The organism is Plantactinospora solaniradicis (assembly GCF_042658085.1).
GTDB classification, from domain to species: Bacteria; Actinomycetota; Actinomycetes; order Mycobacteriales; family Micromonosporaceae; genus Plantactinospora; species Plantactinospora solaniradicis.
Genome location: NZ_JBHSPR010000010.1, coordinates 881,709 through 903,022, shown reverse-complemented (window position 1 = coordinate 903,022; position 21,314 = coordinate 881,709). Strand labels below are relative to the sequence as shown.

The 21,314-nt window shown below is 72.2% G+C and carries 21 protein-coding genes and 1 tRNA gene; 10 read left to right on the top strand and 12 right to left on the bottom strand.

The genetic code is table 11. The features are described from left to right. Nucleotides 1-68: 68 nt before the first annotated feature. Genes hutH through ACFP2T_RS16725 form a run of 6 tightly spaced genes read right to left on the bottom strand, consistent with a single transcriptional unit; the run spans nt 69 to nt 8,041 of the window. The gene (gene hutH, locus ACFP2T_RS16750; RefSeq protein ID WP_377422441.1) at nt 69-1,622 is read right to left on the bottom strand and encodes a histidine ammonia-lyase; all 1,554 of its coding nucleotides are present in this window, start codon (nt 1,620-1,622) and stop codon (nt 69-71) included. Beyond that, nucleotides 1,610-2,785 (bottom strand): imidazolonepropionase, encoded by a 1,176-nt coding sequence (gene hutI, locus ACFP2T_RS16745; protein WP_377422439.1) that lies wholly within the window; start codon nt 2,783-2,785, stop codon nt 1,610-1,612. The genes hutH and hutI overlap by 13 nt, the downstream gene beginning before the upstream one ends. Further along, complete coding sequence (locus ACFP2T_RS16740) at nt 2,782-4,203, bottom strand: formimidoylglutamate deiminase (protein WP_377422437.1); 1,422 nt, start codon at nt 4,201-4,203, stop codon at nt 2,782-2,784. Before ACFP2T_RS16740 ends, hutI begins: the two co-directional genes overlap by 4 nt. A gap of 17 nt (nt 4,204-4,220) precedes the next feature. Next, nucleotides 4,221-5,456, bottom strand: coding sequence for an allantoate amidohydrolase (locus ACFP2T_RS16735; protein ID WP_377422435.1), 1,236 nt, complete (start codon nt 5,454-5,456; stop codon nt 4,221-4,223). 11 nt (nt 5,457-5,467) lie between these two features. Beyond that, nucleotides 5,468-7,117 carry a urocanate hydratase gene (gene hutU, locus ACFP2T_RS16730; RefSeq protein ID WP_377422433.1) on the bottom strand — a complete coding sequence of 550 codons (1,650 nt, stop codon included), beginning with the start codon at nt 7,115-7,117 and terminating at the stop codon, nt 5,468-5,470. Nucleotides 7,118-7,174: 57 nt separating this feature from the next. Beyond that, nucleotides 7,175-8,041 (bottom strand): MurR/RpiR family transcriptional regulator, encoded by an 867-nt coding sequence (locus ACFP2T_RS16725; protein ID WP_377422431.1) that lies wholly within the window; start codon nt 8,039-8,041, stop codon nt 7,175-7,177. Nucleotides 8,042-8,108: 67 nt separating this feature from the next. Here ACFP2T_RS16725 and ACFP2T_RS16720 point away from each other — a divergent pair, with 67 nt between their 5' ends. The 4 genes from ACFP2T_RS16720 to ACFP2T_RS16705 all read left to right on the top strand — a co-directional run bounded on the left by ACFP2T_RS16720 (nt 8,109) and on the right by ACFP2T_RS16705 (nt 11,471). Next, nucleotides 8,109-8,942 carry a class I SAM-dependent methyltransferase gene (locus ACFP2T_RS16720; RefSeq protein ID WP_377422429.1) on the top strand — a complete coding sequence of 278 codons (834 nt, stop codon included), beginning with the start codon at nt 8,109-8,111 and terminating at the stop codon, nt 8,940-8,942. Nucleotides 8,943-9,015: 73 nt separating this feature from the next. Further along, nucleotides 9,016-9,852, top strand: coding sequence for an MOSC domain-containing protein (locus tag ACFP2T_RS16715; RefSeq protein WP_377422427.1), 837 nt, complete (start codon nt 9,016-9,018; stop codon nt 9,850-9,852). Between the two features lie 66 nt (nt 9,853-9,918). After that, nucleotides 9,919-10,359 (top strand): hypothetical protein, encoded by a 441-nt coding sequence (locus ACFP2T_RS16710; RefSeq protein ID WP_377422425.1) that lies wholly within the window; start codon nt 9,919-9,921, stop codon nt 10,357-10,359. A gap of 101 nt (nt 10,360-10,460) precedes the next feature. After that, nucleotides 10,461-11,471 carry an expansin EXLX1 family cellulose-binding protein gene (locus ACFP2T_RS16705; protein ID WP_377422423.1) on the top strand — a complete coding sequence of 337 codons (1,011 nt, stop codon included), beginning with the start codon at nt 10,461-10,463 and terminating at the stop codon, nt 11,469-11,471. A 40-nt stretch (nt 11,472-11,511) separates the two neighbouring features. On the opposite strand, the gene ACFP2T_RS16700 is transcribed toward ACFP2T_RS16705, so the two are convergent. From ACFP2T_RS16700 to bcp, 3 genes are all read right to left on the bottom strand, one after another. Further along, nucleotides 11,512-12,030 (bottom strand): GNAT family N-acetyltransferase, encoded by a 519-nt coding sequence (locus tag ACFP2T_RS16700; protein WP_377422421.1) that lies wholly within the window; start codon nt 12,028-12,030, stop codon nt 11,512-11,514. A gap of 106 nt (nt 12,031-12,136) precedes the next feature. Further along, nucleotides 12,137-12,217 (bottom strand) — tRNA-Leu (locus tag ACFP2T_RS16695). Between the two features lie 31 nt (nt 12,218-12,248). Next, nucleotides 12,249-12,725, bottom strand: a complete 477-nt coding sequence (gene bcp, locus ACFP2T_RS16690; RefSeq protein ID WP_377422419.1) for a thioredoxin-dependent thiol peroxidase — start codon at nt 12,723-12,725, stop codon at nt 12,249-12,251. A gap of 141 nt (nt 12,726-12,866) precedes the next feature. On the opposite strand from bcp, the gene ACFP2T_RS16685 reads away from it, so the two are divergent. The 4 genes from ACFP2T_RS16685 to ACFP2T_RS16670 are packed head-to-tail and all read left to right on the top strand — an operon-like array spanning nt 12,867 to nt 15,690. Further along, nucleotides 12,867-13,586 carry an energy-coupling factor ABC transporter permease gene (locus tag ACFP2T_RS16685; protein ID WP_377422417.1) on the top strand — a complete coding sequence of 240 codons (720 nt, stop codon included), beginning with the start codon at nt 12,867-12,869 and terminating at the stop codon, nt 13,584-13,586. Nucleotides 13,587-13,603: 17 nt separating this feature from the next. Further along, nucleotides 13,604-14,110 carry a PDGLE domain-containing protein gene (locus ACFP2T_RS16680; protein WP_377422415.1) on the top strand — a complete coding sequence of 169 codons (507 nt, stop codon included), beginning with the start codon at nt 13,604-13,606 and terminating at the stop codon, nt 14,108-14,110. Between the two features lie 12 nt (nt 14,111-14,122). Beyond that, nucleotides 14,123-14,893 carry a cobalt ECF transporter T component CbiQ gene (gene cbiQ, locus ACFP2T_RS16675; protein WP_377422413.1) on the top strand — a complete coding sequence of 257 codons (771 nt, stop codon included), beginning with the start codon at nt 14,123-14,125 and terminating at the stop codon, nt 14,891-14,893. After that, complete coding sequence (locus ACFP2T_RS16670; RefSeq protein WP_377422411.1) at nt 14,890-15,690, top strand: energy-coupling factor ABC transporter ATP-binding protein; 801 nt, start codon at nt 14,890-14,892, stop codon at nt 15,688-15,690. Before cbiQ ends, ACFP2T_RS16670 begins: the two co-directional genes overlap by 4 nt. A 15-nt stretch (nt 15,691-15,705) precedes the next feature. Here the strand turns inward: ACFP2T_RS16670 and ACFP2T_RS16665 are convergent, their stop codons facing one another. The 3 genes from ACFP2T_RS16665 to ACFP2T_RS16655 all read right to left on the bottom strand — a co-directional run bounded on the left by ACFP2T_RS16665 (nt 15,706) and on the right by ACFP2T_RS16655 (nt 18,186). Beyond that, complete coding sequence (locus ACFP2T_RS16665) at nt 15,706-16,863, bottom strand: hypothetical protein (protein ID WP_377422409.1); 1,158 nt, start codon at nt 16,861-16,863, stop codon at nt 15,706-15,708. 71 nt (nt 16,864-16,934) lie between these two features. Next, entirely contained in the window at nt 16,935-17,651 is a 717-nt protein-coding gene (locus tag ACFP2T_RS16660) for a DsbA family protein (protein WP_377422407.1), read from the bottom strand. Continuing rightward, nucleotides 17,644-18,186 (bottom strand): MauE/DoxX family redox-associated membrane protein, encoded by a 543-nt coding sequence (locus ACFP2T_RS16655; protein ID WP_377422405.1) that lies wholly within the window; start codon nt 18,184-18,186, stop codon nt 17,644-17,646. The genes ACFP2T_RS16660 and ACFP2T_RS16655 overlap by 8 nt, the downstream gene beginning before the upstream one ends. Before the next feature lie 483 nt (nt 18,187-18,669). Between ACFP2T_RS16655 and ACFP2T_RS16650 the strand changes: the two genes are divergently transcribed. Beyond that, entirely contained in the window at nt 18,670-20,526 is a 1,857-nt protein-coding gene (locus ACFP2T_RS16650) for a copper resistance CopC/CopD family protein (protein ID WP_377422872.1), read from the top strand. Nucleotides 20,527-20,537: 11 nt separating this feature from the next. Continuing rightward, on the top strand, nt 20,538-21,290 hold the full coding sequence (locus tag ACFP2T_RS16645) for a YcnI family copper-binding membrane protein (RefSeq protein WP_377422403.1): 753 nt from the start codon (nt 20,538-20,540) through the stop codon (nt 21,288-21,290). The last annotated feature ends 24 nt before the right edge of the window (nt 21,291-21,314 follow it).

Sequence of the window (21,314 nt, the reverse complement as noted above, 5' to 3'; positions counted from 1 at the left end):
AATCGCATCGCCCATTCTAGGACGCGGCAGCAAAGCCGATCGACGTCAATACGCGAATAAGAGGTTCGCTAACCGAGTCGACCGACCTCGGCCTCGATAGCGGCGCGTAGCTCGGGGCCGGCGATCACCGTACGGGCCGCCTCCATCGCCGGGGCGAGGAAGACGTCCGGACCGGGCTCCCCGAGGAACGGAGTGACCGCCGCGACCGCCGCCCGGCCCGCCGGGGACGGTACGAGCGGAGCCCGCAACTGCAAGCCGCGTACCCCGGCGATCAGCTCCACCGCGAGCAGGCTGGTCAGGTTGTCCAGCACGGTACGCAGCTTCACGGCCGCCGCCCAGCCCATCGAGACGTGGTCCTCCTGCATGCCACTGGTCGGCAGCGAGTCGACCGAGGCGGGGGCGGCCAGTCGCCGGTTCGCCGCGACGATGCCGGCGGCGGTGTACTGGGCGATCATCAGTCCGGAGTTGACCCCGGCGTCGGGGGAGAGGAAGGCCGGCAGTTCCCGGGACCGGGCGACGTCGAGCAGCCGGTCCACCCGGCGTTCGGCGATCGCGCCGACCTCGGCGGCGGCGATGGCGAGGAAGTCGGCGGCGAAGCCGAGCGGAGCACCGTGGAAGTTGCCGGTCGACTCGACCCGGCCGTCCGGCAGCACCACCGGGTTGTCCACCACCGAGAGCAGTTCCCGGCCGGCCACCTGGTCCACGAAGGACAGCGTGTCCCGGGCCGCCCCGGCGACCTGCGGCGCGCAACGCATCGAGTACGCGTCCTGGACCGCGTGCGCCAGGTCGTCCCGATGAGAGTCCATGATGGGCGAGCCCTGGAGCAGGCGGTGGATGTTGGCCGCCGAGAGCGCCTGTCCCGGATGCGGGCGGATCGCGTGCAGCTCCGGCAGGAACGGCCGCTCCGAGCCGAGCATCGCCTCGATCGCCAGCGCCGCCGTCACGTCCGCCATCGTGAACAGGTGCCCGGCGTCGGCGATCGCCAGCAGCAGCATCCCGAGCATTCCGTCGGTGCCGTTGACCAGCGCCAGCCCCTCCTTCGCGGCCAGCGTGACCGGCCGCAGCCCGGCCGTACGCAGCGCCGCCGCCGCGTCCTGCCGGGTGCCGTCCGGGGCGAGCACCCAGCCCTCGCCGAGCAGCACCAGCGCGCAGTGCGCGAGCGGGGCCAGGTCGCCGGAGGCGCCGAGCGAGCCGTGCTCGGGCACCCACGGGGTGATGTCGGCGTTGAGCAGGTCGACGAGGGACTGGGCCAGCTCGGGGCGCACCCCGGAGTGGCCGAGGGCGAGCGAGCGGATCCGCAGCAGCATCATCGCCCGGACCACCTCGCGGGGCATCGGGGCGCCCACCCCGGCGGCGTGCGACCGGATCAGCGCGTGCTGCAACTCGGCCCGCCGCTGCGGCGCGACGAAGGTGTTGGCCAGCGCGCCGAACCCGGTCGAGACCCCGTAGACCGGGCGCCCGGTCTGCTCGATCCGGTCGACGATCGCCCGACTGGCCGCCATCGCGTCCAGAGTGGAGGGATCGAGTACGACGGTCGCGGTGCCCCGGGCGACCGCCGCGACATCGGCCGGGGAGACCCCGGTGGGTTGGACGGTGACGACGGGTCGGGTCACGGTTGCCATTGCGGTACTCCGTTGTGCAGGACCTGGATGATCAGTGGAACCCCTGGCCGGTAGGCCAGGTGCAGATATGAGGGCGCGTCGAGGATGCTCAGGTCGGCCGGTACCCCGGGACGCAGCACCCCGGCGTCCGCGCGGCGCAGCGCCCGCGCGCCACCGGCGGTCGCCGCCCAGACCGCCTCCGCCGGGGTCATGCCCATCTCCCGGACCGCGAGCGCGATGCAGAACGGCAGCGACGAGGTGTACGACGAGCCGGGGTTGCAGTCCGTCGCCAGCGCCACGGTCACCCCCGCGTCGAGCAGCCGCCGGGCGTCCGGGTACGGCGACCGGGTGGAGAACTCGGCGCCGGGCAGCAGCGTCGCCACCGTCTCCGACTCGGCCAGCGCCTCGACGTCGGCGTCGGACAGGTGGGTGCAGTGGTCCGCGCTGGCCGCGCCCAGCTCCACCGCGAGCTGCACTCCCGGCCCTGGGCCGAGCTGGTTCGCGTGCACCCGTACGCCGAGTCCGGCGGCCTGCCCTACGGTCAGGATCGCCCGTGCGTGGTCGGCGTCGAAGGCCCCCCGCTCACAGAAGACGTCGATCCACTTCGCGTACGGCAGGGCGGCCCGGAGCATCGGACCGCAGACCAGCCCGACGTAGTCGTCCGGGCGGTCGGCGTACTCGGTCGGCACCACGTGCGCGCCGAGGAACGTCGTCTCGGTGGTGTACTCGGTGGCGATCCGCAGCGAGCGGGCCTCGTCGGCGACGCTGAGGCCGTACCCGCTCTTGATCTCGATCGTGGTGGTGCCCTGCCGCAGCGCCTCGACCCGCAGCCGCCCGACGGTCTCGCGCAGCCGGTCGTCGCTGGCGGCCCGGGTCGCGGCGACGGTGGTCCGGATTCCGCCGCCGGTGTACGGCTGGCCGGCCATCCGGGCGGCGAATTCGGCGGCTCGGTCACCGGCGAAGACCAGGTGCGCGTGGCTGTCCACGAACCCGGGCAGCACCGCCCGGCCGTCGGCGTCGATCCGCCGGTCGGCGGCGGGCGCGTAGCGGGCCGGCCCGATCCAGGCGACCTCGCCGTCCTCGATCAGCAGCGCGGCCTTGCGGCGGATGCCGAGCGGGCCGCCCTCGCCTATCCCCTCGACGTTGGTGACCAGTTCGCCGATGTTGTCGATCAGCAGGTTCACGGCCCCACCACCGCCCCGATCGCGTCCGTCAGCGCGGAGGGTACGTCGAGGGTGACGTGCCGGCCGCCCCGCACCACCACCCGGCCGTCCACCAGTACGTCGCTGACGTCGGCGGCGGTCGCCGCGCCCAGCGCGCCGGCCGCGGGCACTCCGGCGGTACGGGCGCTGTCCAGCCGTACCGTCACCAGGTCGGCGCGGGCGCCGACCGCGATCGTCCCGGCGTCGGTCCAGCCGAGTGCCGCGTGCCCGGCCCCGGAAGCGGCGTGCAGCAGTTCGGCCGGGGTGAAGTGGCCCCGGCGCAGAGTCCGCAGCCGCTCGTGCGCCTCGACGCCCCGGGCCTCCTCGAAGAGATCGAGTACGGCGTGGCTGTCGCTGCCGAGGCTGAGCGGGCAGCCGGCGTCGACCAGTGGACGGGCCGGCCCGATCCCGTCGGCCAGGTCCCGTTCCGTGGTGGGGCAGAGGCACGCACCGGTGCCGCTGCTCCCGAGCAGTGCCCGGTCGGCGTCGGTGAGGTGGGTGGCGTGCACCGCCGTCGTCCGGGGACCGAGCGCGCCCGCGTCGGCCAGCAGCCCGGTCGGGGTCCGACCGTGGTACGCCAGGCACGCCTCGTTCTCGGCCGGCTGCTCCGACAGGTGCACGTGCAGGGGTTCGCCGCGCTCGGCCGCCCAGTCGACGACCACCGGAATCTGGTCGGCGGGTACCGCCCGGACCGAGTGGATCGCGGCACCGACCCGGACATTGCTGTCGCTGTCGCTGTCGAGGGTGCTGGCGCTGGTGCCGCTCTCGTTGCTGGTGCCGCTGCCGGTGGTCGGCGCGAAGCTGCCGGCCCGGTTGGCCCAGCGCGCGGCGTCACCGTCACCGAACCGCAGTTGCGGGCCGGTCAGCGGCTGCCCGTCCACGGTGGCGGTCAAATAGCAGGTATCCAGCAGCGTGATCCGGATCCCGGCCTGGGTGGCGGCCTCGACCAGCGCCGCGCTCATCGCGTTCGGGTCGTCGTAGCGGCGCCCGTCCGGAGCGTGGTGCAGGTAGTGGAACTCGCCGACGCAGGTGATCCCGGCGAGCGCCATCTCGGCGTACGTGGCCCGGGCCAGCGCCAGGTAGCTCTCCGGATCGAGTCGCCCGGCGACGGCATACATCCGCTCCCGCCAGCTCCAGAAGTCCCCGCCCCCGCCCGTGGTACGCCCACGCAACGCCCGGTGGAAGGCGTGCGAGTGCGTGTTGGCCAGCCCTGGCAGGGTCAACCCGGACAACCGGTACGCGTCCGCCGGCACCGCCGCGACGCCGACGGTGATCCCGGTGAACCGCCCGCCGGCCAGCTCGATCAGCACGTCGGCGTCCGGCACCGGTCGGCCCGGCAGCCAGGCGTACTCGGCGTGGTAGCGGGTGGGACCGTTCACCGTACGGCCAGTTCGGGTCACTGTCCGGCCAGTTCGGGTCACTGTCCGGCCAGTTCGTCGAGCAGGTCGGCCAGCCGGCGTACGCCCTCGGCGCAGTCGTCGTCACCGGCCGACTCGGCGGGCGAGTGCGAGACCCCGGTCGGGTTCCGGACGAACAGCATCGCGGTCGGTACGTGCCCGGCGAGGATCCCGGCATCGTGTCCGGCGGCGGTCGGCAGCACCGGTACGCCCTCGCCGAGCACCCGCCGGAGGGCGGCGTTCAGCCCGCCGTCGAACTCCACGGACGGACTGAGCGACTCCCGGGTCAGGGCCAGCGTCGTACCGTCCCGGGCAGCCCGGTCGGCCGCCTTGACGCGTACCGCCTCGACCAGGGCGTCCAGGGTGCCGGCGTCGGCGGCCCGGGCGTCCAGCCAGCCCCGGACGAGCGCCGGGATCGCGTTGGTGGCGTTCGGCTCGACCTCGACCCGGCCGACGGTGGCGTGCCCGCCGCGCAGCCGGGCCTCCTTGTTCGCCGCCAGCACCGTGAACGCGAAGGTCAGCATCGGGTCGCGGCGGTCCGTCATCCGGGTGGTGCCGGCGTGGTTCGCCTCGCCGGTGAAGTCCAGCCGCCAGCGCCCGTGCGGCCAGATCCCGCTGGCCACCCCGACCGGTGCGCCGAGGTCGACCAGGGCCCGGCCCTGCTCGATGTGCAACTCCACGAACGCGCCGATCCGGTCCAGCGTCTCCGGCCGGGCACCGGCGGGTCGACCGCCCATCGCCTCGGCGAGGCTGATCCCGTCCCGGTCGGTCAGCGCCGCCGCCCGGTCCGGGTCGAGTGCGCCGGTGAGCAGCCGCGACCCGAGGCAGGGTACGCCGAACCGGGAGCCCTCCTCCTCGGCGAACGCGACCACCCCGACCGGCCGCCGGAACTCCCGCCCGGCCTCCCGCAGAGCCCGTACGGCGAGCAGGGCACTGACGATGCCGAGCGGCCCGTCGTAGCCGCCGCCGTACGGGACCGAGTCGAAGTGGCTGCCGAGCAGGACGGCGTCGCCCTGTTCCGGCGCCGGCCCGTACCAGGCGAACAGGTTGCCGTTGCCGTCCTCCGTGACGGTGTGCGCGCCGTCGGCGACGGCGGTGTCCCGGAACCACTCCTCCAGCCGCCGTACCGGCTCGGTGAACCCGTACCGCAGATAGCCGCCGCTGCCCGCATCCCGCCCGATCGCCGCGATCTCCGCCCAGCTCCGCTGGAACTGGCTGTTAGGAAGGGGCCCTTCTACAACAGAATCCGATAACAAGGGGCCCTTCCTTACATCTCGAGCATGGGGATGCGGAGGTTGCCGGCGGCGGCCGCGTTGGCGGCTTCGGGGTAGCCGGCGTCTACGTGGCGGAGTACGCCCATCGCGGGATCGTTGCTCAGGACCCGCTCGATCTTCTGGCCGGCGAGCGGGGTGCCGTCGGCCACGCAGACCTGGCCGGCGTGGATGGAGCGGCCGATGCCGACGCCGCCGCCGTGGTGGATGCTGACCCAGGAGGCGCCGCTGGCGGTGTTGACCAGGGCGTTGAGCAGGGGCCAGTCGGCGATCGCGTCGGAGCCGTCGGCCATCGCCTCGGTCTCCCGGTAGGGGGAGGCGACCGAGCCGGCGTCGAGATGGTCGCGGCCGATGACGACGGGGGCGGTCAGTTCGCCGGAGGCGACCATGTCGTTGAACCGGACCCCGGCCTTGTCCCGCTCGCCGTGGCCGAGCCAGCAGATCCGGGCCGGTAGGCCCTGGAAGGCGACCCGTTCGCCGGCCAGCCTGATCCAGCGGGCCAGCGGCTCGTTCTCCGGGAACAGGTCGAGTACGGCCCGGTCGGTGGCGGCGATGTCGGCCGGGTCGCCGGAGAGCGCCGCCCAGCGGAACGGGCCCTTGCCCTCGCTGAACAGCGGTCGGATGTACGCCGGCACGAAGCCGGGGAAGGCGAACGCCCGGTCGTACCCGCCGAGCTGGGCCTCGCCCCGGATCGAGTTGCCGTAGTCGAACACCTCGGCACCGTTGTCCAGAAACCCGACCATGGCGGCGACGTGCTTGACCATGGTGGCCCGGGCCCGTTCGGTGTACTCGGCCGGCTTGGCCCTGGCCAGTTCGGCCGCGTCGGCGAGTTCGACCCCCTCCGGGACGTACGACAGCGGGTCGTGCGCGCTGGTCTGGTCGGTCACGATGTCGATCTCGACGCCCCGACGCAGCAGCTCGGCGAAGACCGTGGCGGCGTTGCCGACCACGCCGACCGAGAGCGCCCGACCGGCCCGCTTCGCCGCGAGCGCCTGCTCGACCGCCTCGTCGAGGGAGTCGGCCACGGTGTCGAGGTAGCGGGTCTGCACCCGGCGGGCCAGCCGCTCCGGGTCGACGTCGACGATCAGGCAGGCGCCCCCGTTCATGGTGACCGCGAGCGGCTGCGCCCCACCCATGCCGCCACAGCCGGCGGTCAGGGTCAGGGTGCCGGCGAGCGAGCCGTTGAACCTCTTCGTGGCGACCGCGGCGAAGGTCTCGTAGGTGCCCTGCAGGATGCCCTGGGTGCCGATGTAGATCCACGATCCGGCGGTCATCTGGCCGTACATGGTCAGGCCGAGCTGTTCCAGGCGGCGGAACTCCGGCCAGGTCGCCCAGTCGCCGACCAGGTTCGAGTTGGCCAGCAGCACCCGGGGCGCCCACTCGTGGGTACGCAGCACCCCGACCGGGCGGCCCGACTGCACCAGCATGGTCTCGTCGTCCCGCAGTGTTCCCAGGGTCCGGACCAGCGCGTGGTACGAGGGCCAGTCCCGGGCCGCCCGGCCGGTCCCGCCGTACACGACCAGGTCGTCCGGGCGCTCGGCGACCTCCGGGTCCAGGTTGTTCATGAGCATCCGCAGCGCCGCCTCCTGCGGCCATCCGACGGCGGTCCGGGTGGTGCCGCGGGCGGCGCGGATCGGCTCGGGCATGACAACTCCTCCTGCGGTGGTGGTGATGTGGTGACGGTGGTGGGCAATGTCGGCGGGCTACCCGGTGAACAACTGTCGGCGGGCGGCGGACTGTTCGAACTCCTCCAGCCGGCGTTGACTGTCGGCGGGCACGGCGTCGCAGATCGCCTGCAACAGCACCATCGACAGCGCCATCGGTGCGGTGTGCAGATCGAAGACGAGTTGGGCGCCGACCGCGGCCGGCAGGACGATGTCGGCGTACTCGGCGGCGGGGCTGACCGCCGAGTCGGTGATCACCACCACCGACATCCCGGCGGCGCGCGCCTCGCGGAGCGCGTCCAGTGACTCCCGGGGGTACCGGGGCAGCACGATCGCCAGCAGGGCGCCCGCCCCGGCCGCTCGGGCCTGTTCCAGCCGGTCGGTCAGCAGGCTCCCGCCCGAGTCCAGCACCCGGACGTCCGGCAGCACCTTGGCCGCGAAGTAGGCGAAGTACCCGGCCAGCGGCGCGGCGGCGCGCAGCCCGAGTACGACCAGCGGACGGCTGCCGGCCAGCACGGTCCCGGCGGCGGTCACCCCGTCCCGGTCGGCGAGCTGCTCGGCGAGCCGGTCCAGGTTGTCGGCCTCGGCGCGCAGCGCCCGCTGCATCTCGTTTCCGATCGGGGCGCCGAGGTCCGGTCGGCCGTACCCGGCGGCGGCGATCTCCCGTAACCGGCGGCGCAGCGCCGGATACCCGTCGTAGCCCAGCGCCATCGCGAACCGGGTCACCGAGGGCTGGCTGACCTTGGCCAGCTCGGCGACCTCGGCCGCGGAGAGGTAGGCGGCGGAGGCGGCATGCTGGACCAGGCTGTGCGCGATCCGTCGCTGGGTCGGAGTCAGCCGGATGCCCTGGAACAGGTCGAGCACGCGGTCCATCGGTGGGGCCGCGATGACAGCGCTGTCATTCACGAGATGACTGTATGCATGAAATAATTCAGACGGCAATGGGGCACCGGGAACGTGGTACACCTTCGGGGTGGATGGTACGAATTTCCGTCGTGCGATCGCCCGCACACGCCTCGCCCCGGTCGCGGCGTTCCCCAAACGGTTCATGCGGGTGGCCCGGCACGACGCGCGGGTGATCGGCGTCTCGGCCAAGTGGCTGCTCACCTCCCGCGAGCACCACAACTTCACCTACGACCTGACCACACTCAGCCGGGAGCACCTGGCCTGGTTCGTCAGCGTGACCTGTGACGTCCCGGTCGGCCAGGTGCGGACGTACCTGGCCGAGATCGAGCAGGACGAGACGCTCCGCCAGCACATCGCACGGGCGACGTCGACCGCCGAGCGGCGTGGCCTGGCCGATCGACGTGTCCGGTACGCCCGCCGGATCGGCTGGTACGCGATCGTGCGCGCCATCCGCCCCACGCACATCGTCGAGACCGGGGTCGACAAGGGGCTCGGCACCTGCGTACTGGCCTCGGCCCTGCTGCGGAACGCGGCCGACGGCGACCCCGGCCGGGTCACCTCGCTGGACATCAATCCGGAGGCCGGCTACCTGGCCAAGTCCGAGCCCTGGGCGAGCGTGGTCGACCTGGTGATCGGGGACTCCCTCGCCTCGATCAAGCAACTGGACCGTCCGGTCGACCTCTTCCTGCACGACAGCGACCACCACACCAAGCACGAGCGGCGGGAGTTCTCGACGGTGGAGCCGAAGCTCGCCCCCGGCGCCCGGCTGATCACCGACAACGTCACGGTGACCAACGTGCTCGCCGAACACGCCGAGAAGACCGGCCGCCGGTTCCTCGCCTACCGGGAGACCCCGGCCCAGCACTGGTACCCCGGTGACGGGATCGGCATCGCCTGGTGAGGTGAGGCGACGTCCCGATGGGAGGGGTAAATCGCGTTCTGACCGGCCGTAGCCCTGTGGCAGGGTGAACGGCATGCGGCTGGTCTCCCTCCACACGTACCCGATCAAGGGCTGTTACCGGCTCGACCTCGGCGGTGCCCGGGTCGAGCCGTGGGGCCTGGCCGGCGACCGGCGCTGGATGATCGTGGACGAGGACGGGGTGGGCGTCACCCAGCGGCAGACGACCGCGCTGGTCGCGGTCCGGCCGGAACTCCGGCCCGGCGGCCTGCTGCTGCGTGCCGCCGGCCGGGCGGACCTGGCGGTCACCGAGCCGGCCGACGGCGAGTCGGTCGAGGTGCGGGTCTTCGCGAGCATGCCCGCCGCGCCGGCCCGGACCGCCGACCCGGCGGCGAACGACTGGCTCTCCCGACTGTTCGACCGCAAGGTACGGCTGGTCTGGCTCGGCGACCCGACCGGGCGACCGATCCCGGACACGGACCTCGTCGAGGCCGAGGACCGGGTCAGCTTCGCCGACGGCTACCCTCTGTTGCTGGCCAACCGCGCCTCGCTGGACGCCCTGAACGAGTCGCTGCTGGAGTCCGGAGATCTGGACGCGCCGCTGCCGATGACCCGGTTCCGCCCCAACGTGGTGGTCGGCGGCGCCGGTCGCTGGGCCGAGGACGACTGGACCGGCCGGCGGATCCGGATCGGCCCGGTGGTCTTCCGGGTGGTGAAGCCGTGCGCCCGGTGCGTGGTGACCACCACTGACCAGGAGACCGGGGTACGGGGCCGGGAGCCGCTGCGGGTGCTGGCCCGGCAGCACAACATCAACCGGCAGCTCCTGTTCGGCCAGAACCTGGTGCCGGTGCTCGGCCCACCCGGTTCGGCCGACACCCTCACCGTCGGCGACCCGGTGGAACTGCTCTCCTGACGAAGAGGGTCGATTTCTGCCCGGCGCAACCGATAGCATCGCTCCCCTTCGACGGGGAGGACGAAAATGGAGAACTACAGCATCAGGCTGACGTTCCTGATGCCGATCCTGATCCTGGGCACGGTCCTGGGATCCATCATGCTCGCCGCGGCGATCCATCCCGGCGAGGACTTCCAGGGTGCGGGCTTCGGCGTCCTCGCCGGGGTGTGCCTGGCGGCGGTGGGCTGGCTGCTGCACTACGGCGTCGGCTGGCTGCTCAACAGCCGGTCCACCCCGCAGGGTCGCGAGTGGCACAACCGGTACGTGATCGGCGGCCTGCCGGCACAGTACGGCGGCATCGTCTACGTCGTGATCGGCTGGACCGTCATCGCCTGGAACGTCGGCAGCGCGAGTTCACCCTGGTTGGGTTGGCCGATGTTCCTGCTGCTGCCGATCGGGGCCGTGCTCGTCGCAGTCCTCCGGGACCGCCGAAGTCATCTCGCCAAGCAACGCGCCGAGCAGGGCTGAGCATCGAGCCGGACCGGCGGATCGGCGCTCGTCAACAGGGGTCGGCCGACGGCCGGTCGGGATCTTGCGTGTCCCGTGGCGACTAGGGCAACATGCCCGGGGTGACTGACACGGCGCCCTCCGACCGTCCGGAAAACGCCTCGGAGGCCGACGCCCAGCCGGGCGGACCGGCCGCCGACCGGCCCGGCGGGTGGCTGTCGGGTCGGCGGCGGTCGAAACGCTGGCTGGCCGGTGGTTTCGCGGTGGTCGTCGCCGCACTGCTGGGGCTCGTGCTCGTCTGGCAGTTCGCCGAGCCGGCGGCCTGTGCCGCCGGGCTGGCCGCACCACCGACCGGCACGACTGTCTACAAGGGAAAAGCGTCGCACTACGACGGGGGAGACTCGGGCGGCAACTGCTCCCTGCCCGGCCCGCCCGCCAACCGGCTCTACGTCGCGCTCGGCTCGGCCCAGTACTCCGGCTCGGCCGCCTGCGGCAGCTTCCTCGACGTGACCGGCCCCAAGGGCACCGTACGGGTGATGGTGCTCGACCGGTGCGCGGGCTGTACGGGGGGCAAGATCGACCTCTCCAAGCAGGCGTTCGCGAAGATCGCCGACCTGTCCAAGGGCATCATCCCGGTCACCTATCGGGCCGTGGTCAACCCGCCGTCGCCCGGCCCGCTCACCTTCCGGCTCAAGAGCGGTGCCTCGCAGTACTGGTTCGCGGTGCAGGTGGGCAACCACGGCAACCCGGTGAAGTCGGTGGCGGCGAAGCGGGCCGGGTCGAGCTGGCGCGCGGCGAAACGCGGCTCCGACAACTACTGGGTGATCGACGGTGGGATGGGCCGGGGGCCGTACTCGATCCGGGTTGTCGACGTCTACGGCAACGAGGCGGTCGCCTCCGGGATCACGATGTCGCCCCGACGGATCCAACGGAGCACCGTACGGATGTATGGCAATGCTCCGACGGGTGGGCCGACTCCGACCCCGACGCCGTCGGCCGTTTCCGGTCCCAGCGCCTCGGCCAGCCCGACCGCGACGGCGCCGTCCCCGACCGGGACGACCGGCTCGGGCGAGCCCGAAACGGTTGCCGGAGCGGCCGGCGGACCGGCATCGGTACGGGTCGGCTGCGGCTGACGCCGCGGCCCGGTGACAGTCGTGGTGGTGGTGGTCGTCGTCAGGTCAGCGACAGCCACATGTGGATCTCGTCGCGGTCGTCGCCGGGGCCGACCCGGAGCGCCCCGGGTAGCCGCCCGACCTCCCGATAGCCCAACCGCCGGTAGAACTCCTCCACGCCCTTGCCGTCCCGGACGGTCAGGTGCAGGGCGTCCCAGCCGATCTGCCGACCGATCCGTTCGGCCTCCCGCATCAGGGCCTGGCCGTAGCCGTGTCCCTGCCGGTCGGGCTGCACCATCACCCGCTTGAGTACGCACCAGTGCGCCTTGAGCCGGAACCGGTTGTCGGTGAAGAAGAGCAGGGCGACCGGCTGCTGATCGTGGAAGCCGACCAGCAGCCGGTCCGGCCCGTCGGCGGCCTCCGCAAGGGTGCTCAGGGCCAGCGGCCGGACGTCGTCCTCGGTGACCGGTCCGACGAATCCGACCGCGCCGCCGGCGTTCGTCACCGCCGTCCACAAGGTGACGATCTGGTCGCGTAGCTCGGGAGTCAGCGGAGGATCGAGTACGAAGCGGATTGCCACGCCGGCCATCCTCGCCCCCGGGCCACCGGCCCCGGCGGCGCCGGGTGCCGGTCGTGACAGCGCTAACAGCCGACGGCGGGATGCGGCACGCGACGGAGCACAGTTGTGCGGGAGAGGGGAGTCGAACCCCTACGCCCGAAGGCACAGGAACCTAAATCCTGCGTGGCTGCCATTACACCACTCCCGCTCGCGAGGAAGAGTCTAGACGGCCGGCAGGCTCAATCCAGGCCGAGGTCCCGCCGGAGTTTCGCGACGTGTCCCTTGGCCTTGACGTTGTAGAGCGCCCGTTCGATCCGGCCCTCCTCGTCGATGACGAACGTCGAGCGGATCACCCCGGTGATCGTCCGGCCGTACGACTGCTTCTGGCCGTACGCCCCGTACGCGGTGAGTACCGCCTTGTCGGCGTCGGCGACCAGCGGGAAGGTGATCGCGTCCCGGTCCCGGAACTTCGCCAGCTTCTCGGGAGAGTCCGGCGAGATGCCGATCACCTCGTAGCCGGCGGTCTGGAGCGAGGCGAGCGAGTCCCGGAAGTCGCAGGCCTGCGTGGTGCAGCCCGGGGTCATCGCGGCCGGGTATGCGTAGAGCACCACCTTCCGGCCACGCAGTTCCTTGAGCGAGAGCGTGTTCCCGGCGTCGGTGGGCAGCGCGAAATCGGGCGCGGTGTCGCCGGGTTCGAGACGCGTTGGCGAGGTCATGGCCACGACCCTATCGCCAGATGGACCGGAGATTGCGGTTGGTGTACAGCTCTTGCAAAATCTTGGCAATAACGCCGGTTGGCTCTTAGGCTGACCCGGCCGGCGGGGCCGATCCCACGCCGACGTAGCGGAGGTGGTGGAGTGGAAACTCTGGCGATGCACATCTCGAACGGGATCATCAACGGTCCCGTCGCCGCCGCGTTCGCGGCGCTCGCCCTGGTGGCGCTCGCGCTGTGCGTGATACGCGGCCGGCAGGACCTCGACGACCGACTGGCCCCGATGGCCGGGCTGGTCGCCGCGTTCATCTTCGCCGTCCAGATGCTCAACTTCCCGATCTTCACCGGCGCGGTCAGCGGTCACCTGCTCGGCGGCGCGCTCGCCGCGGTGCTGGTCGGGCCGTGGGTCGGTGCGCTCTGTGTGGCCGTGGTGCTGATCGTGCAGTCGCTGATCTTCGGCGACGGCGGGGTGGCCATGCTCGGCCTCAACATCACCAACATGGCGATCCTCGGTACGGCGGTCGCCTACCTGCTGATCGCGCTGCTGCTGCGGATCCTGCCGCGCACCGTGAACGGGCTGGCGATCACCGCGTTCGTCGCCTCGGTGGTCAGCGTCCTGGTCGCCTCGCAGGGCTTCGTCGTGCAGTACTGGCTCGGCGGCACCACCGACGTCGGCAGCAGCCTCGGCGGCCTGGCCGGCACGATGGCCGGCGTACACCTGCTGATCGGTATCGGCGAGGGCCTGATCACCGCGACCACCGTGGTCACGGTGGCGAAGGTCCGACCCGACCTGGTCTACGCCCTGCGCTCCCTGCGCCCGATCCCGGCGGCCACCCAGGTGCCCGTCGGCGGAGGTGCCCGATGACGACCGGAGGGATCCGGATGACGAAGCGAACCGGCGCGTTCATCCTCGGCGGCCTGCTGGTCGCCCTACTGCTCGCCGGGGTCGTGAGCAACTTCGCCTCGGCCCACCCGGACGGCCTGGACTCGTCGCTGCGCCAGGGCTGCACCTTCGACGCCGACGACAACATCACCGGCGGCAGTTGCCCGGCCCAGCAGAGCCGGGACCACGAACTGGCCGACTCGCCGCTGGCCGACTACGGGGTCCGGGGCATCGACAACTCCTACCTCTCCACCGGCCTGTCCGGGGTACTGGGCGTGCTGTTCACCTTCGCCATCGGTGGAGGCCTGTTCTGGCTCCTTCGGCGGCGTCCGACCGACGGCCCGGCAGACCAGGGCACCCCGGCCAGTCAGGCCGTCGGCGGCACCCCGGCAGCAGCCCAGTCCGTCGGGACCGGTGCCGCCGGGCCCGCGCCCGCCGCCGGGAGCGGACCGGCCCCGACCGCCGGTGCCGGTGCCGGCACCGCGTCCGCCGACGCGTCGAAGTAAGGGATACGCGACATGGGCGCCGGACACGCGCACGTTCTGTACCGGGACCGGACGTCGCCGGTGCACCGGCTGCCCCCCGAGGTCAAGATCGCGGCGATGGTGGCCTTCACCATCGCCGTGGTCGCCACCCCCCGCGAGGCGTTCTGGGCGTTCGGCGGCTACGCCGTACTGGTCGTACTGGTGGCGGCCCTGGCCCGGGTGGGCCTCCGCTGGCTCGCGACCCGGTCGCTGATCGAGTTGCCGTTCGTGCTGTTCGCGTTCGCGCTGCCGTTCCTCGGCTCAGGTGAGCGGATCACCTGGCTGGGGCTGGAACTCTCCATGGACGGGCTCTACGGCGGCTGGAACATCCTCGCCAAGGGCACCCTCGGGGTACTCGCGTCACTACTCCTCGCCGGCACCACCACCATGCGGGACCTGATCGTCGGCCTGGACCGGCTGCACTGTCCGCAGATCCTCACCCAGATCGCCACGTTCATGCTGCGCTACCTGGACGTACTGATCGGCGAGGCGCGGCGGATGCGGGTCGCCCGGATCTCCCGTGGCGACGATCCCCGGTTCCTGTGGCAGTTGCGTGGCTTCGCCGCCGGAGTGGGCGCGCTCTTCCTCCGGGCCTTCGAGCGGGGCGAACGGGTCTACCTGGCGATGGTCTCCCGGGGCTACCAGGGCAGGATGCCGGGGGCGTGGCGGAGCGCCGGAGCGGCCACCGCCCGGCAGTGGCTGGTCGCGGCGACGGTGCCGCTCGCCGCGACCGGCATCGCCGCCGCCGCGCTCGTGCTGGGATGATCGGGTACGTGGACACCGCTCCCGCCGCCACCGACGTCCCCTCGCTGGACGTACGTGGCGTGCAGTACAGCTATCCCGACGGGCACGTCGCACTGCGCGGCGTCGACCTGACCGTGCCGCGCGGCGAACGAATCGCCCTGCTCGGCCCGAACGGTGCGGGCAAGACGACGCTGGTGCTGCACCTGAACGGGATCCTCGCCGGGGGCGAGGGCACGGTCACCGTCGGCGGGCTGACCGTGAACCGGGACCGCGCCACCCTGGCCGAGATACGCCGTCGGGTCGGGATCGTCTTCCAGGATCCCGACGACCAGCTCTTCCTGCCGACCGTCGCCGAGGACGTGGCGTTCGGTCCGGCGAACCTGGGCCTGCGCGGCGCCGAACTGGCGGCCCGGGTGACCGAGGCGCTCGACGCCGTCGGGATGGCCGAGCACCGGGACCGCGCCCCGCAACACCTCTCGTTCGGCCAGCGCCGCCGCGTCGCCGTGGCCACCGTCCTCGCCATGCACCCGGAGATCCTCGTCCTCGACGAGCCCTCCTCCAACCTCGATCCCGCCGCCCGACGCGAGCTGGCCGCGATCCTGCGCGGCCTCCCGGTGACCCTCCTCATGGTCACCCACGACCTCCCGTACGCCCTCGAACTCTGCGACCGGGCACTGATCCTCGACGCGGGCCGAATCGTCGCCGACGGCCCGACAGCCGACCTCCTAGCCGACACCACCCTCCTAGCCCAACACCGCCTCGAACTCCCCTTCGGCTTCCAAGTGCAAGGAAGGGCCCCTTCTTATCGGATTCCGTAGAAGAAGGGCCCCTTCTTAACGGGAGACCGACCAGCGGGCGGGGCGGGCGGGGCCGCCGGAGCGGGTGGCGGGGGAGCGTCGGGTGCCGGCCTGGTCGGTGCTGGAGCGGCCGGTGGCGCGCAGTCGCAGGGCGCCGGCCACGGCCAGGCCGCCACCGGTCGCGATCACCACCGCGATCACGATCCGGGCCCACTCCGCCGGCCACGGCACCGGGACCACCGAGCGCAGGAAGACCGCCGCGTTCGTCACGCCGGTGAAGAGCGCCAGGCAGGTACCGGCCAGCGCCAGCGCGAAGTCGGCCGTCGGGCGCCGGGTCAGCGCGTACGCCCCGGCAGCCAGTGCGGCCGTTCCGGTGAGGGTGGGCCAGAGCTGGGCGGTGACCAGCCCGAGCAGCATCCCTCCGACCCCGGCGTCGGCGCCGCGGGCCAGCGCGAAGCAGATCGCGGCCACCCCACCGGTACCGGCGAGCGCGGCCAGCGCGACGGTGGCCCGCCTCCCCGGTCGGGAGGCCCGGGGGAGCAGTCCGAGCGCACCCACGGCGAGCGCACCGAGCAGGCTCAGGCTCCACCAGGGCAGTGGGTCCGGCGGTGGCAACCAGTCCAGGGTGCCGCGCAGTTCCATCGTCGTGGTGCGGTCGCGGAGCGGCACGACCCAGTCCCGTACCCGGTGCTGCCGGTCGGGCCGGGCGGCGACCACGGGCGGCGGAGCGGACTCCAGCCACCGGCTGCGCTGGTCGTGCCAGCGCACCACCGGTTCGGTACCGACTCGTCGCCAGGACGGCGGCCGGGTCGGGTCGGCCGCCGCCGGGGGCTCGGTGTCTCCTTCGAGGGTCTGGTTCAGGTACGTCGCCGGGGAGGCCGTGTTCTCCCACACACCGTCGGGACGGACCTCCAGGTACGGCTCACCGGCGTAGCCGAGCACCTCGATCGTGCGACCGGTCCGGTTCACCAGTTCGAGCCGGGCGCCGCCCTCCACCACCCGGACCGCGAGTCCGGATACGGCCGGAGTGACCCCGGTGACCGCGCTGCGGTAGTTGGAGCCGTCCGGGGCGTCGGCGGCGTGTGCGTCGGCCGGTGCCGCGATCGAGAGTGCCCCGACCAGTCCTGCCGCCAGTGCCAGCCCGACCCGGCGGAGCGCGCTGGACCAGCCGACACCGGACGTGACACGGCTCACCTGCCGGCTGCTGTCGCGGCTCACCTGCCGGCTGCTGCCAGAGCCCACCTGCCGGCTGCTGCCACGGCCCACTAGCCGGCTGCTGCCACGGCCGCCGTGATCGCTTCGGCGCTGGCCTGCACCTGCTTGCCGGCGACCAGCACCGTGGGGGTGCCGTTCACACCCGCTCGGGCGGCCTCGTCGGTCACGTGCTCGGTCCACTTCTCGAAGGTATTCTCCCGGACGCACGCGGCAAAACTGTCCCCGGCCAGCCCCACGCTGGTGGCGACGTTGACCAGCTCGTCGTCGCTCAGTCCGGCGCTACCCTCCGGCGGCTGCCGGTCGAACAGCGCCTTGGCGTACTCCCGGAACTTTCCGCTCTGCGCGGCACAGCCGGAGGCGGCGGACGACCGGGTCGAGTACTCGGTGCTGGAGAAGCGGTTCAGGAACGCGACCGGGTGGTACGTGACCCGTACCTTGCCCTGGGCGACGAGCTGGTCGAGCGTTCCGCCGGCCTGCTGCTCGAACTGTCGGCAGATCGGGCAGATGAAGTCCTCGTACACGTCGATGTTGACCGGTCCGGAGCCGAGCACGATGCCGGTGCCGTCCGGATTCGCGCCGCCGGGCGGGGTGAAATCGCCGGCGTCCTGGCTGGAGGAGACGGCCCAGCCGATCAGACCGGCGATGACCAGTACGAGGACCGCGCCCACCGAGGTCCAGAGGGTGCGCTTGCGGCGGCGTTCCCGGGCCATCTGTTCCCGTACCACCCGGGCGGGCCGGCGCTGCGGCTTCTTGCCCCGATCAGTCATCGCTGTCTCCTTCTCCGGTGTTCCGGCCCAGCGCGGCGTCCACCGAGATCGGCGTACGCGGCCAGACCAGCAGGAATCCGGCGAGTACCAGGAAGGCCAGGTCCCGCAGCACCTCCGTGCCGTACGTCGGGTCCTGACCAGCGGCGAGGTCGCCACCGCTGCCGAAGCAGCCGCAGTCGATGGAGAGTCCACGAGCCCACGCCGAGGCGATGCCGGCGATGAAGATCACCAGCAGGAACGCGGAGATCCCGGCGGCAAGCCGGGTGGCGAGGCCGACCAGGAGGATCAGGCCGAGGGCGATCTCCACGAACGGCAGCGCCGCCCCGATCACCACCGACAGGTCGTACGGGAAGATCTGGTAGGCGTTGACGGCCCGACCGGAGGCGGCGAGGTCCCCGATCTTGGAGGCTCCGGCGACGAGCCACACCGCGGCGAGGCCCAGCCGGGCTGCCGTTCCGAGCCACGGTCGGGCCGCCAACCAACGGTTGGTACCCGAGCCCCGGGCGCTTGTTGTGTTCCGCTCAGTCACGATCATTGGACGCCACGCCGGATGGGGTAGTTCCAGCCGTCCGTGCGGGAGCGCTGGTCCGCCCTGGCGTCGCACTGCGTGGGATCGCGTTCGATGTCGCACAGCGTGGGATCACGTTCAATGTCGCACTGCCTGGGATCACGTTCAATTACGCTACGCGGGCATTAGCGGAGTATGTGGGCATTCCGCCCCAGAATGGTCGACAGCCGCTCTCCATCGCGTGCCGCACCGGGAACGCCTGGAACGCCGGGAACCTCCGGGAACTTTCCCGCCGGCGATGCCGACTAATCGAAACGTGGCATGGGACGGGACTCGGCGGAGGCCGGGCGACTCGGTTCTGGCGCCCTGGGGAGCGGCCCGGCGGCGTCGGCGAGCAGATTCCCTGCCGGCCCGTGGGCACCTGCCGTCGACGCGGGACGGCGCCGGCACTGTGATCGAGACGGACCACAGGTGACCCGAGGTCGCGCCAGGCCGGGCCGGTCGGCCACGATGTCCGGCATGATTGCTGCGAATCGTCGATGGTTGGCGCGCGCGGGCGCCGGCGTCGGCCTGGTGCTGGCCGCCCTCGCCCTGCTGCTCGGCCCGGCCATGCCGGCCAGCGCGCACGCCGTACTGGTCAGCAGTAGTCCGCCGGCCGATGCGGTGCTGTCCAGTTCACCCTCCGAGGTGGTGCTCACCTTCAGCGAGGCGGTCCGAGAAGTGCCGGACAAGATCCGGATCCTCGGTCCGGACGGCGTCCGGGTGAACCGGGGCGATCCGACGTTCAACGGTGCGGTCGTGACCATCCCGGTCGACCCGGCCGGTCCTCGCGGCACCTATCTGGTCAGCTATCGGGTGATCTCGGCCGACAGCCATCCGGTCGCCGGGGCGTACACCTATTCGGTCGGTGCGCCGTCGACCCCGCCGTCGGACAGTACGGCCGACGAGGTCCACCCGGCGGTCGGCGTGGCGGTCCGGGTATTCAAATACTTCGGGTACGCCGGCCTGCTCCTGCTGATCGGTCCGGTGCTGGTACTCAGCCTGCTCTGGCCACGACGGCTGCCCCGGCGTGGCCCGAGCCGCCTGGTCTGGACCGGCATCGGCCTGATCGTCCTGTCGACGGTGGGCGCGATCTGGCTCCAGGTGCCGTACACCACCGGAGGTGGACCGTTCGCGGTCAGCGGCGGCGCCCTGGGCGACGTCCTGGGCAGCACCTTCGGCGCGGCGCACCTGGTCCGGCTCGGCATCCTGGCCGCGGCGGCGATCCTGCTCCGTCCCCTGATCGCGGGCCGGGCCGGACGCAGCGACCAGATCCTGCTGACCGTCCTCGGGGTGGCCGGGCTCGGCACCTGGCCGATCGCCGGGCACGGCGCGGCGTCACCGGTGCCGGCCGTCTCCGTGGTCGTGGACGCCGTGCACCTGGCGGGTATGGCGGTGTGGCTCGGCGGTCTGGTGATGCTCGGCGGGTTCCTGCTCCGCCAGGCGAACGACCGGGAGCTCGACGCGATCCTGCCGGTCTGGTCCCGGTGGGCGACGGTGGCCGTCTCCGCGCTCCTGCTGGCCGGGGTCGTCCAGGCCCTCATCGAGGTGAGTACGCCGTCCGCGCTGGTGTCGACCACGTACGGCCGACTGATCATCGCCAAGGTCGTGCTGTTCGCGCTGGTCATCGCGGTGGCCGCGTACTCCCGGCAGTTGGTCCGGCGGCGGATCCTGGCCGACGAGTCGGCCGAGGAGGAGTTGGCCGACGAGTTGGCCGAGGAGGAGTCGGTAGCGGGGGAGTTGACCGAGACCGAGTCGGTCGAGGGGGAGTTGGCCGAGACCGAGTCGGTCGAAGAGGAGTCGGTCGGGGAGGAGCCGGTGGAGGGCGGGGCGAGCAGGCCGGACGCCTCGACCGAACCGGCGCGGCCGGTCGGATCGGCGCGTCGGATCCGTCGGGCGGTCTGGGTGGAGCTCGCCATCACCGCGATCGTCCTGGCGCTGTCCGCGGTCCTGGTCCAGACTCCACCGGCCCGGACCGCCGACACGTACGGCGACGCCGGTGGCTCGGATTACTACAGCACCATGCTGACGAGTTCGATCTACTCGCTCCAGGTCGAGGTGGACCCGGCCGAGACGGGCAGCAACTCGATGCACCTGTACGCGTACACCCTGGACAACAAGCCGTTGCCGGTGGCGGAGTGGCGGGCCACGGCCGCCCTGCCCGACCGGGGCATCGAGCCGATCGAGATTCCGCTGCTGCCGCTCACCGACAGCCACGCCACGGGCGAGATCAGCCTGCCCTCTCCGGGCAACTGGCTGTTCAGTTTCACGGTCCGTATCACGGACATCGACCAGGCCACGGTGAGCAGCACCGTGCCGATCACCTAGAGAGGTAAATCATGATCCGTCACCGTCGGGCCGCGCTTTCCGCCGCCCTCGTCCTCGGGGCAACCGTGGTCGGCGTATTCGGGCTTGCCACCGCGGCGTCCGCGCACGTCACGGTGAATCCGAGGGAGGCGACCCAGGGCGGCTACGGACGGTTGGCGTTCCGGGTGCCGACCGAGAGCGACACGGCGTCCACCGTCAAGCTGGAGGTGACACTTCCCGACGACGCGCCCGTCGCCTCGGTGTCCACCATGCCGGTGCCGGGCTGGACGGTCGCGATCGAGAAGCGCAAGGTCGACCCGCCGGTGGAGGTACACGGTAGTCAGGTCAGCGAGGTGGTCTCCAAGATCACCTGGACCGCGTCGGCCAACGCCGGCATCAAGCCGGGGGAGTTCCAGGAGTTCCCCGTTTCGATGGGGCCGCTGCCGACCGTCGACCGGATGGTGTTCCGGGTCCTCCAGCACTACTCGGACGGCAACACGGCGCGCTGGATCGAGCCGCCGGCGGCCAACGGTGCCGAGCCGGAGAACGATCCGGCGCCGGTACTGAAGCTGCTTCCGGCAGCGGCTGCGGCGACCACCGGCCCGTCGGTGGCCGCGCCGGACGTCGCGGTCCCACAGCAGCCGACGTCGTCCACCGGGGACGACGGTGACCCCGCGGCGCTGGGCCTGGCCATCGCGGGCCTGGTCGCCGGCCTCGCCGGACTGGCGCTGGGCGGGCTGGCGTTCGCCCGTACCTGGCGGGCGAGCACCCCACCCGTGGCCTGATCCGTAGCTTTCCGCTGGCCCGTC